Here is a 12710-nt window from a genome sequence, read left to right as displayed (position 1 = left end):
TGTGCTGCGGGCCTGCCGCGGTTCCGGCACCCCGCCCGGGGGCTCTCCTCCAGACACAGACCCTCCGCTCCGACGCGGCGACCTCCTTCAAGTGTGCGCGCTCCGGCGACGCCGCACCGCCCCTCGCGGCACGTGATCGTCGGCCCGATCGACGCGGACGGAACCACACCGTCAGGTTGGCAGGCTCTCGCGGTAGGCCCCGAGCGCGGCCGCGGTCCTGGTCGGCACGAACTCCACGACGCGGTAGTCGGCCACGCCGTGCACCGCGAACGGGTCGCCGGCGACGCGGGCCTCGACGTCGGCCCGCGGACCGACCGCGAGGATGACGCCGCCGTCGCGAGGGTGCTTGCGCCCGGACGCGACGAACACCCCCTCGGCGTAGCCGCGGTCCAGCCACGCGACGTGCTCCTCCAGGAGCGCATCGATCCGGTCCAGCGAGGCGGTGTAGGTCAGCTCGAGGATGAACACGCGTGGCAGCCTAGGGGGAGGGCGCGGTCCCACGATGCGGGACCGGGGTCCACCCGGTGGACTCCGGTGAGCGGCGCGGCATACCCTCGGGTTGTGCGTATCGCGCCGGGAGCGCTGCTCCTTCTTCGCCGCCGCGGCGGGGCCCTGTAAGACGGCCGCCCCTCGTCGCGGAGTGCGTGTTGCCCAGGCCTCACCTTGAACCCGCGAACACGTAGAGGCGAGAACATGATCCACCCCCAGCAGCCCAGCGGTATGCCGGTCGGCAAGTACCAGCCCTTCCACGAGCAGATCGTCGTGGACCTGCCCGACCGCACGTGGCCGACCCGGCGCATGGACACGGCCCCGCGCTGGTGTGCCGTGGACCTGCGCGACGGCAACCAGGCCCTGATCGACCCGATGAGCCCCGAGCGCAAGAAGCGCATGTTCGACCTGCTGGTCCGCATGGGCTACAAGGAGATCGAGGTCGGCTTCCCCTCGGCGAGCCAGACCGACTTCGACTTCGTGCGGATGCTCATCGAGGGCGGGCACATCCCCGACGACGTGACGATCCAGGTGCTCACCCAGGCCCGGGACCACCTCATCGAGCGGACCTACGACGCGATCCGTGGCGCGAAGCAGGCGATCGTCCACCTCTACAACTCCACGTCGGTGCTCCAGCGGCGCGTGGTCTTCGGGCTGGACCAGGACGGCATCATCGACATCGCGCTGCAGGGTGCCAGGCTGTGCAGGAAGCTCGAGGAGACGATCCCCGAGACCGACGTCTACTACGAGTACTCCCCGGAGTCCTACACCGGCACCGAGCTGGAGTTCGCCGCGCGGATCTGCAATGCGGTCATCGACGTGTTCGACCCGACGCCGGACCACAAGATGATCGTCAACCTGCCGGCGACCGTGGAGATGGCCACGCCCAACGTCTACGCCGACTCGATCGAGTGGATGTCGCGCCACCTCAGCCGGCGCGAGTCGGTGGTGCTGTCCCTGCACCCGCACAACGACCGCGGCACCGGCGTCGCGGCGGCCGAGCTCGGCTACCTGGCCGGCGCCGACCGGATCGAGGGCTGCCTGTTCGGCAACGGCGAGCGCACCGGCAACGTCTGCCTGGTCACGTTGGGCATGAACCTGTTCAGCCAGGGCATCGACCCCGAGATCGACTTCTCCGACATCGACGAGATCCGCCGCACGGTCGAACACTGCAACCAGCTGCCGGTGCACGAGCGCCACCCCTACGGCGGCGACCTGGTCTTCACCGCGTTCTCCGGCTCGCACCAGGACGCGATCAAGAAGGGCTTCGAGGCGATGGCCGCCGACGCCACCGCCGAGGGCAAGGGCGTGGACGACCTCACCTGGGCGGTGCCCTACCTGCCGATCGACCCGCACGACATCGGCCGGTCCTATGAGGCGGTCGTCCGCGTCAACAGCCAGTCCGGCAAGGGCGGAGTGGCCTACCTGCTCAAGTCCGAGCACCACCTCGACCTGCCGCGCCGGCTGCAGATCGAGTTCAGCGGCGTGGTCCAGGCTCGCACCGACTCCGAAGGCGGCGAGGTGTCCGCGGCGCAGCTGTGGGAGACCTTCCAGGACGAGTACCTCCCCGCCACCGGGGCCGGCTGGGGCCGGTTCGCGCTGGTGTCGATGCGCTCGGACAGCGCCGTCGACGGCGCCGATCGGATCTCGGTGACGCTCACCGACCACGGCCAGCAGCGCACGGTGGAGGGTGTCGGCAACGGCCCGATCGCCGCGTTCGTCGAGGCGTTGTCCGGTCTGGACGTCGACGTGCGGGTCCTCGACTACCACGAGCACGCGCTGTCCTCCGGTGGCGACGCCCGCGCCGCGGCCTACGTCGAGTGCGCCGTCGGCGAGCGGGTCCTCTGGGGTGTCGGGCTCGACGCCAACATCGTCATCGCGTCGCTCAAGGCCGTCGTATCCGCGGTCAACCGCTCCCAGCGCGACGTCGCCTGAGACCGTGGCCGGGGGAGCATGAACGGCAACAACAGGAGGGGCAGGCGCGGCGCGAGCCCGGTGCCGCCCGGCCCGCCTGCCGTTCCGCTCCCGGCAGCGGTGCCCCCGATACCCCCGGGCTGGGGCGCCATCGCGCGCATCGCGGCCGTGGTCACCGCAGTGGCTCTGGTGCTGGTGCTGGGCGGCGGGAGCCTGGCCTGGGCCTTCGAGCGCGACGAGAGGGGCTCGAACCTGAAGTCCCTGGGCGACTGCCTGTGGTGGGCGCTGACGACGCTGACAACCGTCGGATACGGCGACCACTTCCCCGTCAGCCCGGCCGGACGCGTCGTCGCTGCCGTGATCATGGTCGGCGGGGTGGCGATCCTCGGCGGCGTCGCCGCATCCATCGCGCTCGTGGTCACCCAGCGCCTGTTCGCCCGGGCCGCGCAGGTGGAGGAGGAGGTCGCCGACGTCGAGGAGGAGCTGGCCGAGTCGATGCGCGAGACCGAGACCCTGGAGCAGCTGATGCGCGAGCTCATCGACCGGGTCGCGGGCGTGGAGGCGCAGCTGCGGGCCCTGCGGGCCCTGCCGGAGCCGGGGCCTGTCGACCCTCCCGGAGCGGCGCCGGACAGCTGACCCCTTCTCCCGGGGTGCCTCCAGTCGCAGGAGGACGGCGCGAGCCGCACCTGCCTGAGCCATGGCCACACGGCCTCGGCTCGATCCTGTCAGCCGCGGTCAGCGCACACCGCGTGGCCGGAACTGGATGCTGATGCGGGGCCCGACCGGCTTGGCGGTCTTGGGGATCGCGTGCTCCCAGGTGCGCTGGCACGAGCCGCCCATGACGACGAGGTCCCCGTGGCCGAGCACGTGGCGCACGGTCTGGCCGCCCCCGCCGCGCGGACGCAGCAGCAGTGCCCGCGGCGTGCCGACCGAGATGATCGCGACCATGGTGTCCTCGGTGCGGCTGCGGCCGATCGTGTCGCCGTGCCAGGCGACGCTGTCACGGCCGTCGCGGTAGAGGCACAGCCCTGCGGTGCGGAACGGCTCGCCGAGCTCGGCGGCGTAGTGCCGGCTGAGCGCCTCGCGGGCTGCCTCGAGCACCGGGTGCGGCAGGCACACGCCCTCGTCGTAGAAGGCGAGCAGCCGGGGGACGTCGACCTCGCGGTCGTACATCTGCCGCCGTTCACCGTGCCACGGCACGTCCCGGGAGAGCCGGGCGAAGACCTCGTCGGAGCCGGTCAGCCAGCCCGGGCGCACGTCCACCCAGGCGCCGCGGCTGAGCGGGGTGCGCCGCACCGCGGCGCCGAGCGGACGCAGGCCGACCTCGTCGACCGCGTCGAGCAGGGATCCCTGGAGAGCCACCGTCATGGCACCACTGTACGCCTGTTCGACGGACAGGTGTTCGATCCGGGCCGGCTAATTGCGGGCACTGGGAGCGGCCTCGCGGCTACCGTGGAGGCATGTCGGTCAACCAGCGCGTTTCCGCGACCACGCGAGCTACCCGCTCGCTGGTCGCCGCTGCCTGACCCTCCATCCACCCCCGGCGACCGGAGACGGCTCGCCGGACGCCTGGTCGATGGCCCTCGACGCGGCCTCCGCCCGCGTCGCCGTTCCCGGTCGTCCCGACCGGAAGGCCCCCACCATGGACTCCCACGACGTCCGCTCGAGGTTCCTCGACTTCTACCGTGAGCGCGGCCACCGCCGCGTGCAGGGCACCTCGCTGATCCCACCCGACGGCGACCCGGTGCTGTTCACCACCTCCGGGATGCACCCGCTGACCCCGCACCTGCTCGGCGAGCCGCACCCGCAGGGCCGCCGGCTGGTCAACGTCCAGCGGTGCCTGCGCACCACCGACCTCGACGAGGTCGGCGACGACACCCACCTGACCGTCTTCGAGATGCTCGGCACCTGGTCCCTCGGCGACTACCCCGGGCCGATGAGCCTGCGCTGGGGGTATGAGCTGTTGCGCGAGGGCTTCGGCCTGGACCACGACCGGCTGCACGTGACCGTGTTCGGCGGTGACGACCAGGTCGGCCCCGACCTGGAGTCGCTGCGCACCTGGCGTGAGCTGGGCGTGCCGGTCGAGCTGACCGTGGAGGACAACTGGTGGTCCAACGGGCCCACCGGTCCGTGCGGGCCGGACTCCGAGGTGTTCGTCTGGACCGGTGGGGGCCGGCCGAGCGGCACCCCCACCACCGACCGGCGCTGGGTGGAGGTCTGGAACCACGTGATGATGCGCCACCGCCGCCTCGACGACGGGCGGCTCGTGCCCCTGGAACAGCCCAACGTGGACACCGGTATGGGCCTGGAGCGGCTGCTCACGGTGCTGCAGGGCGTGGGCTCCGTGCACGACACCGACCTGCTGCGGCCGTGGACCGACACCGTCGGCAGGCTCTGGCCGATGGGCCCGCGTGACTCGCGGGTGGTCTCCGACCACCTGCGCTCGGGCACCGTCGTCATTGGCGACGGCGTGCGGCCCCACAGCAGCGGCCGCGGCTACGTGCTGCGCCGGCTGGTCCGACGCAGCCTGACCCTGCTGTGGCGGCACGAACCGGGGTCGAGCCTGTCGGACCTGCCCGTGGACCTGCTCGAGGACACGCCGCGACAGTACGGGCTGACCGGCTCCGAGGTGGTGCGCGAGGTGATGCTGGGGGAGGAGCGCCGCTTCGGCGAGCTGGTGCGGCGGGGCCGGCCAGTGGTCCAGCGACGGCTGCGCCGCGGGCCCCTGACCGACGAGGACCTCACCGACCTGCACCAGACCCACGGCCTGCCGCGGGACCTGGTGCTCGGGCTGCTGGGCGGCGACCGGTGATCGGGCAGCGCCAGAGGCGTCAGCCGCCGGCGCCCAGGGCGCGCGCCGCGGCGACGAGCTGTGCGTTGTCCCGGGCCGGGGTGCCGTCGGGCAGCAAGAGCGTGTCCTCCAGCCCCACGCGCGTGTCCAGGCCGCGGCGCACGGCGTCCTGCAGCAGCACCCACGTCGCGTCGCCCTCACCGTGCTGCAGCCGGGGGGTCACGACCCCGCCGGCGTCCAGCACTGCGTGGATCGCGTCCACCACGCTGACGGCCTGCTTCCGCGGGGAGTCGAGCACCTCGACCAGCACGCGGGTGAGGTCGCCGGCCAGCCCCGAGACGGCCAGCGCGTGGGCGTCCTCCACGGTCCAGACCCCGGCCTCGACGCCGATGCCGGCGTCCAGGAGCGCCCGCGCCACCTCGAGCCACCCCTCCTCGCTCACGTTGACCGAGGCGTAGTCCGGCGCGCGCCAGCCCTGGACCAGCGACACCCGCCACGACGCGGAGGGCTCGATCCAGGCGCCGGTGGTGACCCCGACCGGCACGCCGCAGGCCTCGCGGACCCGCCGCACCACCTCGTCCACGACCGCCGGCTCGAGGCTCTCGCGGCCGGAGGGGTCGCGGGGGTGCAGGTGGACCGCCCGGGCCCCGGCCGCGACACAGGCGACCGCGTCGCGCGCGAGTGCGTGGACGGACTCGGGCACTGCCGGGTGGTCGGTGGTGGTGGAGGTCCCGTTCAGGGCAGCCTGGAGCAGCACGATGACGACGCTAGCCGTCGGGGGTGGCACTGTGGTCGTTGTCGGGTCGAGGATCGGAGGAGCAGATGCGCGTCGTCATCGTGGGAGGGCACGGCAAGGTCGGGCTCAGGCTCGGGCGGCTGCTCGCCGAGCGGGGGGACGACGCCGTGGGCCTGGTGCGCGCCCAGGACCAGACGGCGGACCTGAAGGGGGCCGGCGTGGAGCCCGTGCTCCTCGACCTCGTGGCCGCCTCGGTGGACGAGCTCGCGGCGGCCTTCGAGGGCGCGGACGCGGTCGTGTTCAGCGCCGGGGCCGGTGGCAAGGGCGGCCAGCAGGCCACGAACGCCATCGACGGCGAGGGGGCCGTCAAGGCGGTCGCTGCGGCCGAGCGCGCGGGGGTGCGCCGGTTCCTCCTGGTGTCGGTCTTCATGGACGCCGGCCGGGGCCGGGACCTGCCCGACACGTTCGAGAACTACGTGCGGGTCAAGCGGGCCTCCGACGTGCACCTGGCGGCGAGTGCCCTGGCCTGGACCATCCTGCGGCCGGGCACCCTCACCGACGAGCCGGGCACCGGACGGATCAACCTCGGGCCGGCCATCGCCTACGGCGCGGTCAGCCGCGACGACGTGGCCGCGACCCTGGCAGCCCTGCTGGCGTCTCCCGGCACCTCGGGCCGGGTGCTCGAGCTGACCGAGGGTGAGGTGCCGGTCGCCGAGGCGGTGGCCCGGCTCGTGCCCTGACCCACCCGGTAGGCCGGGTGGCCGCCTCTGGCGCCATGCCCGTCTCTGGCGACGCGGACCGCGGCGGCGCGGCCCGGCGTACCGGCGGTGTGGGCGGTCCGTAGGACAATGGACCCATGCCGCTCTACCGCGACGAGGCGATCGTCCTGCGCACCCAGAAGCTGGGTGAGGCCGACCGCATCGTCACCTTGCTCACCCGCACCCAGGGCAAGGTGCGCGGGGTGGCCAAGGGGGTCCGGCGCACCAAGTCCCGCTTCGGCGCCCGGCTCGAGCCGTGCATGGTCGTCGACGTCCAGCTCTACGAAGGGCGCTCGCTGGACACGGTCACGCAGGCCGAGACGCTCGCGCCGTACGGCGACGTCATCGCCCGCGACTACACCGCCTGGACCGCCGCGACGGCGATGCTGGAGACCGCCGACCGGCTCACCGAGGAACGCGAGCCGGCGGTGCAGCAGTTCCTGCTGCTGGCGGGGGCGCTGCGCAGCCTGGCCGGCGGGGAGCACGACCCGGGGCTGGTGCTGGACGCCTACCTGCTGCGCTCCCTGGCCGTGGCCGGCTGGGCGCCCAGCTTCCACGACTGCGCCCGGTGCGGCGCCGACGGTCCGCACCGCGCGTTCAACATCGCCAGCGGTGGCACGGTCTGCCCGTCCTGCCGCACGCCCGGCTCGGCGGCCCCGGACCCGGCCACGATGGAGCTGCTCGCCTCCCTGCTGGCCGGCGACTGGGTCGTGGCCGACGCCAGCGTCCCGCAGCACCGCCGCGAGGGCAGCGGCCTGGTCGCGGCCTTCCTGCAGTGGCACCTCGAACGCGGCGTGAGATCCTTGCGCCTCGTGGAACGAGAGCGCGCATGAGCCAGGCCCCCTATCCGCACCCGTCCGGGGCGCGGCCCCCGGTGCTGCCCGCCGAGCTGGTGCCCCACCACGTGGCGATCGTCATGGACGGCAACGGCCGCTGGGCCAACCAGCGCGGGCTGCCGCGGACCAAGGGGCACGAGGCCGGTGAGGCCGCGCTGCTCGACGTGGTCGCCGGCGCGATCGAGATCGGGGTCAAGCACGTCTCGGCCTACGCCTTCTCCACCGAGAACTGGAAGCGCTCGCCCGAGGAGGTCAAGTTCCTCATGGGCTTCAACCGCGACGTCATCCGGCGCCGCCGCGACCTGCTCAACGCCTGGGGCGTGCGGGTGCGCTGGTCCGGGCGGCGCCCGCGGCTGTGGCGCTCGGTGATCAAGGAGCTCGAGGTCGCCCAGGAGATGACCAGGGGCAACGACGTGCTGACCCTGACGATGTGCGTCAACTACGGCGGCCGGGCCGAGATCGCCGACGCCACCCGCCGGATCGCCGAGCTGGTCCAGGCCGGCCGGCTGCGGCCCGGGGCGATCGACGAGAAGACGATCGCCCGCTACCTCGACCAGCCGGACATGCCCGACGTGGACCTGTTCGTGCGCTCCTCGGGGGAGCAGCGCACGAGCAACTTCCTGCTGTGGCAGTCGGCCTACGCCGAGATGGTCTTCCTCGACACGCTCTGGCCCGACTTCGACCGGCGTCACCTGTGGCAGGCGATCCAGACCTACGCCGAGCGCGACCGCCGCTACGGCGGCGCGGTGGACCGGGCGGCGCAGGCCGCGGCGCCGGTGCCGGCAGGGGCGCTGCCGCCGGAGACCTCGGCCGAGCCCGCCCTGGAGGACACCGGCCTGTAGCCGACCGGGTTGGGCTCGCGGGGCTCAGGCGCCGGCGCAGTCGGTGCAGGTGCCGAAGATCTCCAGCGTGTGGCTGACGTCGGTGAAGCCGTGCTCGGCGCTGACCTGGGCCGCCCAGCGCTCGACGGCCGGACCCTCGACCTCGACGGTCGCGCCGCAGGAGCGGCAGACCAGGTGGTGGTGGTGCCCGGTGCTGCACCGGCGGTAGACCGCCTCGCCGTCGTCGGTGCGGAGCATGTCGACCTCGCCGTCGGCGGCCATCGCCTGCAGGGTGCGGTAGACGGTGGCCAGGCCGACACTGTCGCCGGCCGCGCGCAGCCGGGCGTGCAGCTCCTGGGCCGAGCTGAACTCGTCGGCCTCGAGCAGCAGCGCCTCGACCGCTGCGCGCTGCCGGGTCGGACGTCGCGATGCCTGGGTCATCAGTGGCCCACCTTCCCGCCGGCGGCGTGCTGGTCGTGCTCGGCGGGCGCCCCCTCGGCGCCCAGGACGTGCTCGTCGTAGTGCCCCTCGTGCGGGGCGTGACGGTGCCCGTCGTGCAGGTAGTCCACGTGGTCGCCGTGCACCACCGCGGGGTGCCCGCACCCGGGGCCGTGCTCGTGGTCGTGGGCCTCCGCCAGCAGGTGGCTGCGCCGGCCCAGGCGCGAACGCAGGCCGGTGCCCACCGCGGCGGCCAGGAAGAACGCGATCGCGAGCAGCACGATGGTGCCGCCGGAGGGGGTGTTGGCGTAGAAGGACATCGCCACGCCGCCGACGCTGGCCACCACCCCCATGAGCACCGCCCACCGGATGGCCGAGCGGAAGCTGCCGGCCAGCTGCTGGGCCGCGGCGTTGGGCACGATCATCAGCGCGCTGATCAGGAGCAGACCCACCACCCGCATGGCCACCACGACCGTGACGGCGGTGAGCACGGCCAGCGCGATGTTCAGGGCGGTGACCGGCATCCCGGTGGCCCGCGCATACTCCTCGTCGTTGGCCACCGCGAACAGCCGGGGGCGCAGCAGCCAGGTGCTGGCGACCACGACCAGGGCCAGCCCGGCGAACACCCACAAGTCGGTGGCGGTCGTCGTCGTGATCGCCCCGAACAGGTATGCCGTGAGGTTGCTGGCCGTACCGTTGCTCGAGCGGGAGATCACCACCACGCCGGCGGCGATGCCGCCGTAGAAGAGCACGGCCAGCGCGACGTCGCCGCTGGTGCGCCCGCGTGCACGGATCAGCTCGACCACGACGGCGGCGGCCACGGCGGCCACGAGCGCGGTGAGCACCGGGGCGGTGCCGGTCAGCACGCCCACGGCGACGCCGGCCAGGGCCACGTGGCCCATGCCGTCGCCGATGAGGGAGAGCCGGCGCTGGACGAGGAAGACCCCGACCATGGGCGCGGCGATGCCGACCAGCAGGGCAGCGAGCAGGGCCCGCTGCATGAAGTCGTAGCTGAGGAGCTCAAGCACGGTGGCCTCCGGCGGAGTCGAGCGGGCCGGCCGCAGGGGTGGTCGCCGGGCGGTGGGTGCCCGGCCGGGGCTCGTCGTCGTGGTGGTGGCCGTGGTCCAAGGCGGGCAGCGCCGCGCGCTCGGCGGCGAACCGCTCCGGCGTCCCGTCGAAGCTGACCCGGCCCGAGGTGACAACCACGATCCGGCTGACGATGCCGCGCAGCGGCTCGAGCTCGTGGGTGACGATGAGCATCGTCGTGCCGCGCTCGGCGAGCCGGGCGAGGACCTCCGAGAGCACCCGCTGGTTGGCCTCGTCCACGCCGGCGGTCGGCTCGTCCATGACCAGCACGTCGGGCTGGGCGGCCAGCGCCCGGGCGATGAGGACGCGGCGCTGCTGGCCGCCGGACAAGGTGCTCACGTCGGCCTCGGCGCGGTCCTCCAGGCCGACGAGCTCGAGCGACTCCTCGATGATGGCGCGGTCGGCGCGGGTCGGCCGGCCCCACCAGCGCAGGTGCGGCAGCCGCCCGATGGCCACGATCTCGTTGACCGTGGCGCGCACCGAGGCCGAGAGGGTGTGCCGCTGGGGGACGTAGCCGAGCCGGGCGTGCTCGCGGAAGTCCTCCAGCCGGGTGCCGAAGAGCTCGACCTGGCCGCCGAGGTGGTCGTTGAGGCCGAGCAGGCCGCGCACGAGCGTGCTCTTGCCGGAGCCGTTGGGGCCGAGCAGTGCGAGGACCTCGCCCTGCCGCACGTCCAGCGTGGCGCCGGTGAGGACGGCGCGGTCGGCGTAGCCGAAGGCCGCGTCGCGCAACGAGATCACGGGAGCGGGGGGTGTCTGGGTCATGGGCAGTCCTGTCCGGCCTGGAGGGCGCGCAGGTTGGCCTGCATCACCGTGAAGTAGTCGCGGCCCGCGGAGTGGGCGGTGAGCCCCTCGAGCGGGTCGAGCGTGGCGACGTGGGCGCCGGTCTCGGTGGCCACGGTGTCGGCGATCGCCGGGCTGGCCAAGGTCTCGGCGTAGACCGTGGTCACGCCGCTGGAGCGCACCAGCCGCGCGACGGCGGCGAGGGCCGAGGGGCTCGGCTCGGCGTCGGGGGTCAGGCCGGTGATGCCGACCTGGGTGAAGCCGTAGCGCCGGGCCAGGTAGCCGAACGCGCTGTGGCTGGTGACCAGCTGGCGCTGCCGGCACGAGGCGAGGTGCTGGCGCATCGTGGTGTCGAGGGCGGCCAGCCGCGTGGTGAAGCTGCGGGCGTTGGCCGCGTAGTCGGCCCGGTGGGCGGGGTCGACCCGGGCGAGGCGGTCGGCGATGGCGTTCGCGACGGCGGCGTAGCGGGTCGGGTCCAGCCAGAAGTGCGGGTCGGTGCCGCCCTGGAGGTGCAGGTCGAGGTGCGCGGCGCCGGCGACGTCGAGGGCGTTGTCGGTGGCCTGCTGGGCGACGGCGTCGTCGACGGCGGGCTGGAAACCCTTCTCGTACACCGCGACTCGCGCCTTGGCCACGGTCAGGACGTCCCGCGGGCCGAGCTCGAGCTCGTGCGGTTCGGCGCCCGGCTTGGTCAGGTTGGTCACGCGCACGTGGGGACCGCCGACCTGCTCGGCGGCGTATGCCAGCGGGTAGAAGGAGGCCACGACCGGGACCCGCCCGTCGGCGGCGGTCGCCGGCGCGCAGCCGCCCAGCGCCGTCGCCGCCACGAGGGCAAGGGGAGCGGCGAGGCGGAGCAGGCGGGACGGCATACCCGCAGTCTGCGGTTAGTTGAGAATGATTGTCAAAACCACCCGGGTGGCCGGGTGCGGGGTCAGCCCCGCGGGAAGAGCTGGGTGATGGCGAGGGCGACGGCGAGCAGGACGACGGCCGAGCGCATGAGGCGCTCGGCGCCGGTCAGGCGCGGCCAGGCGAGGTAGAGCAGCCAGCCGACGAAGAGCGCGGCGAGGCCCATGAGGATGAAGCCGGGCCCGTGGCCCACGAGGGCGCCGACCAGCAGGAGCAGCAGCAGGATGAAGAAGGGGACGAGCCGGGGCAGCCGGGCCAGGAACGTCAGGGCGGGCACGCTGGCGCGTTCGATCTTGTCTCGCACGGGGGAGAGCGTACGGGAGCGCTCGTCGCGGCCCGGACGCGCGCGAGGGCGGACCCGTGACGGGTCCGCCCTCGCGGGTGGTGCGGGTGTCGCTCAGGCGCCGACGTACGGGGCGCCGGGAGCGGCGGGGAAGGCCTCCAGGCCCTTGGGGTTGGGGCCCCAGGCGTTGTCGCCGGGGACGCTGTCCTGGCAGGTGAAGACGAGCAGCACGATGCCGCCCACGAAGGGGACCAGGCCGATGAGGTACCACCAGCCGGAGCGGCCGGTGTCGTGCAGCCGGCGCACGGTCGCGGCGATCATCGGGAGGACGAAGGCCAGGACCACCAGGCCGGCGATGACCGAGAGGACCGGCTTCCCGGTGGCGCTCGCGAGGCCGAACAGGATGCCGTAGACGAGGATGAAGGCCAGGTAGAAGAACCAGTACTCCGAGCGGCGGGCTCGGCCGCTGAACGTGGCGTACTTGGACATGCAGGTGCGGAAGGCGTCGGCGAACGACATGTGGGGATCCCCCTGTGTGCGGGCAAATTTGTCGGCCGAAACGTAGCAGTCGTCAGGCGTTGGCGGAAGATGCTCGTCTGCGGCTCCTCGCCTCCGGTTCCGCGGGGTCGAGCCGTGGGACCGCGGCGACGACGGAGGTGGGGAGGCCGGGTGAGGGAGGCGGGGCTGGGAGGTGCGCGGTCGGCATACTCGCGTGTGGGGAGCGCGCTGCGGCGGATAACCTTGGGCGCATGGCTGCTCCTACCTCCACCGTCGACACCGTTGTCAGCCTCTGCAAGCGCAGGGGCTTCGTCTTCCCGTGCGGTGAGATCTACGGAGGCACCCGCTCCGCCTGGGACTACGGTCCCCTCGGCGTC

At 73.4% G+C, this 12710-nt stretch carries 14 protein-coding genes and 1 pseudogene; 6 read left to right on the top strand and 9 right to left on the bottom strand.

Features of this window, described 5'->3' with window-relative positions; all coding sequences use genetic code 11:
• Positions 1-171 precede the first annotated feature (171 nt).
• Positions 172-468, bottom strand: coding sequence for a YciI family protein (locus VF825_RS19105; protein WP_331116384.1), 297 nt, complete (start codon positions 466-468; stop codon positions 172-174).
• A gap of 225 nt (positions 469-693) precedes the next feature.
• Here VF825_RS19105 and leuA point away from each other — a divergent pair, with 225 nt between their 5' ends.
• Positions 694-2424: a 2-isopropylmalate synthase gene (gene leuA / locus VF825_RS19100; protein WP_331116382.1), complete on the top strand. Its 1731-nt coding sequence runs from the start codon at positions 694-696 to the stop codon at positions 2422-2424.
• 99 nt (positions 2425-2523) lie between these two features.
• A complete protein-coding gene (locus VF825_RS19095; protein ID WP_331116380.1) occupies positions 2524-3039 on the top strand; it encodes a potassium channel family protein in 516 nt (171 codons plus the stop codon).
• 99 nt (positions 3040-3138) lie between these two features.
• On the opposite strand, the gene VF825_RS19090 is transcribed toward VF825_RS19095, so the two are convergent.
• Entirely contained in the window at positions 3139-3771 is a 633-nt protein-coding gene (locus tag VF825_RS19090; protein ID WP_331116378.1) for an alpha-ketoglutarate-dependent dioxygenase AlkB, read from the bottom strand.
• Positions 3772-4045: 274 nt separating this feature from the next.
• On the opposite strand from VF825_RS19090, the gene VF825_RS19085 reads away from it, so the two are divergent.
• A complete protein-coding gene (locus VF825_RS19085; RefSeq protein ID WP_331116375.1) occupies positions 4046-5215 on the top strand; it encodes an alanine--tRNA ligase-related protein in 1170 nt (389 codons plus the stop codon).
• 19 nt (positions 5216-5234) lie between these two features.
• Here the strand turns inward: VF825_RS19085 and VF825_RS19080 are convergent, their stop codons facing one another.
• Entirely contained in the window at positions 5235-5951 is a 717-nt protein-coding gene (locus VF825_RS19080) for a 3-keto-5-aminohexanoate cleavage protein (RefSeq protein WP_331116373.1), read from the bottom strand.
• A 23-nt stretch (positions 5952-5974) separates the two neighbouring features.
• Here VF825_RS19080 and VF825_RS19075 point away from each other — a divergent pair, with 23 nt between their 5' ends.
• The 3 genes from VF825_RS19075 (at position 5975) to VF825_RS19065 (ending at position 8366) form a co-directional block, all read left to right on the top strand.
• On the top strand, positions 5975-6670 hold the full coding sequence (locus VF825_RS19075) for an NAD(P)H-binding protein (RefSeq protein WP_331116371.1): 696 nt from the start codon (positions 5975-5977) through the stop codon (positions 6668-6670).
• Positions 6671-6786: 116 nt separating this feature from the next.
• Positions 6787-7521 carry a DNA repair protein RecO gene (gene recO, locus VF825_RS19070; RefSeq protein WP_331116369.1) on the top strand — a complete coding sequence of 245 codons (735 nt, stop codon included), beginning with the start codon at positions 6787-6789 and terminating at the stop codon, positions 7519-7521.
• Positions 7518-8366 (top strand): isoprenyl transferase, encoded by an 849-nt coding sequence (locus VF825_RS19065; RefSeq protein ID WP_331116367.1) that lies wholly within the window; start codon positions 7518-7520, stop codon positions 8364-8366. The genes recO and VF825_RS19065 overlap by 4 nt, the downstream gene beginning before the upstream one ends.
• 24 nt (positions 8367-8390) lie before the next feature.
• On the opposite strand, the gene VF825_RS19060 is transcribed toward VF825_RS19065, so the two are convergent.
• The 6 genes and pseudogenes from VF825_RS19060 to VF825_RS19035 form a co-directional block, all read right to left on the bottom strand.
• The gene (locus tag VF825_RS19060) at positions 8391-8786 is read right to left on the bottom strand and encodes a transcriptional repressor (protein WP_331116365.1); all 396 of its coding nucleotides are present in this window, start codon (positions 8784-8786) and stop codon (positions 8391-8393) included.
• The gene (locus tag VF825_RS19055; protein WP_331116362.1) at positions 8786-9811 is read right to left on the bottom strand and encodes a metal ABC transporter permease; all 1026 of its coding nucleotides are present in this window, start codon (positions 9809-9811) and stop codon (positions 8786-8788) included. The genes VF825_RS19060 and VF825_RS19055 overlap by 1 nt, the downstream gene beginning before the upstream one ends.
• Positions 9804-10631, bottom strand: a complete 828-nt coding sequence (locus tag VF825_RS19050; protein ID WP_331116360.1) for a metal ABC transporter ATP-binding protein — start codon at positions 10629-10631, stop codon at positions 9804-9806. Before VF825_RS19050 ends, VF825_RS19055 begins: the two co-directional genes overlap by 8 nt.
• The gene (locus VF825_RS19045) at positions 10628-11515 is read right to left on the bottom strand and encodes a metal ABC transporter substrate-binding protein (protein ID WP_331116358.1); all 888 of its coding nucleotides are present in this window, start codon (positions 11513-11515) and stop codon (positions 10628-10630) included. Before VF825_RS19045 ends, VF825_RS19050 begins: the two co-directional genes overlap by 4 nt.
• A 62-nt stretch (positions 11516-11577) precedes the next feature.
• Positions 11578-11910: pseudogene (locus tag VF825_RS19040) on the bottom strand (DUF6703 family protein); the annotation flags it as partial.
• A 39-nt stretch (positions 11911-11949) separates the two neighbouring features.
• The gene (locus VF825_RS19035; protein ID WP_331116356.1) at positions 11950-12354 is read right to left on the bottom strand and encodes a DUF805 domain-containing protein; all 405 of its coding nucleotides are present in this window, start codon (positions 12352-12354) and stop codon (positions 11950-11952) included.
• Positions 12355-12710 lie beyond the last annotated feature (356 nt).

It is taken from the genome of Oryzihumus sp. (assembly GCF_036391795.1).
In the GTDB taxonomy this organism is placed as follows: Bacteria; Actinomycetota; Actinomycetes; order Actinomycetales; family Dermatophilaceae; genus Oryzihumus.
The sequence above is the reverse complement of the archived record's forward strand: the minus strand, read 5'-3'. Positions and strand labels throughout refer to the sequence as shown.

Coding starts and splice junctions, on each gene's coding strand:
- leuA (WP_331116382.1), top strand. CDS start 694: ATGATCCACCCCCAGCAGCCCAGCGGTATGCCGGTCGGCAAGTACCAG.
- VF825_RS19090 (WP_331116378.1), bottom strand. CDS start 3,771: ATGACGGTGGCTCTCCAGGGATCCCTGCTCGACGCGGTCGACGAGGTC.
- VF825_RS19085 (WP_331116375.1), top strand. CDS start 4,046: ATGGACTCCCACGACGTCCGCTCGAGGTTCCTCGACTTCTACCGTGAG.
- recO (WP_331116369.1), top strand. CDS start 6,787: ATGCCGCTCTACCGCGACGAGGCGATCGTCCTGCGCACCCAGAAGCTG.
- VF825_RS19065 (WP_331116367.1), top strand. CDS start 7,518: ATGAGCCAGGCCCCCTATCCGCACCCGTCCGGGGCGCGGCCCCCGGTG.
- VF825_RS19060 (WP_331116365.1), bottom strand. CDS start 8,786: ATGACCCAGGCATCGCGACGTCCGACCCGGCAGCGCGCAGCGGTCGAG.
- VF825_RS19050 (WP_331116360.1), bottom strand. CDS start 10,631: ATGACCCAGACACCCCCCGCTCCCGTGATCTCGTTGCGCGACGCGGCC.
- VF825_RS19045 (WP_331116358.1), bottom strand. CDS start 11,515: ATGCCGTCCCGCCTGCTCCGCCTCGCCGCTCCCCTTGCCCTCGTGGCG.
- VF825_RS19035 (WP_331116356.1), bottom strand. CDS start 12,354: ATGTCGTTCGCCGACGCCTTCCGCACCTGCATGTCCAAGTACGCCACG.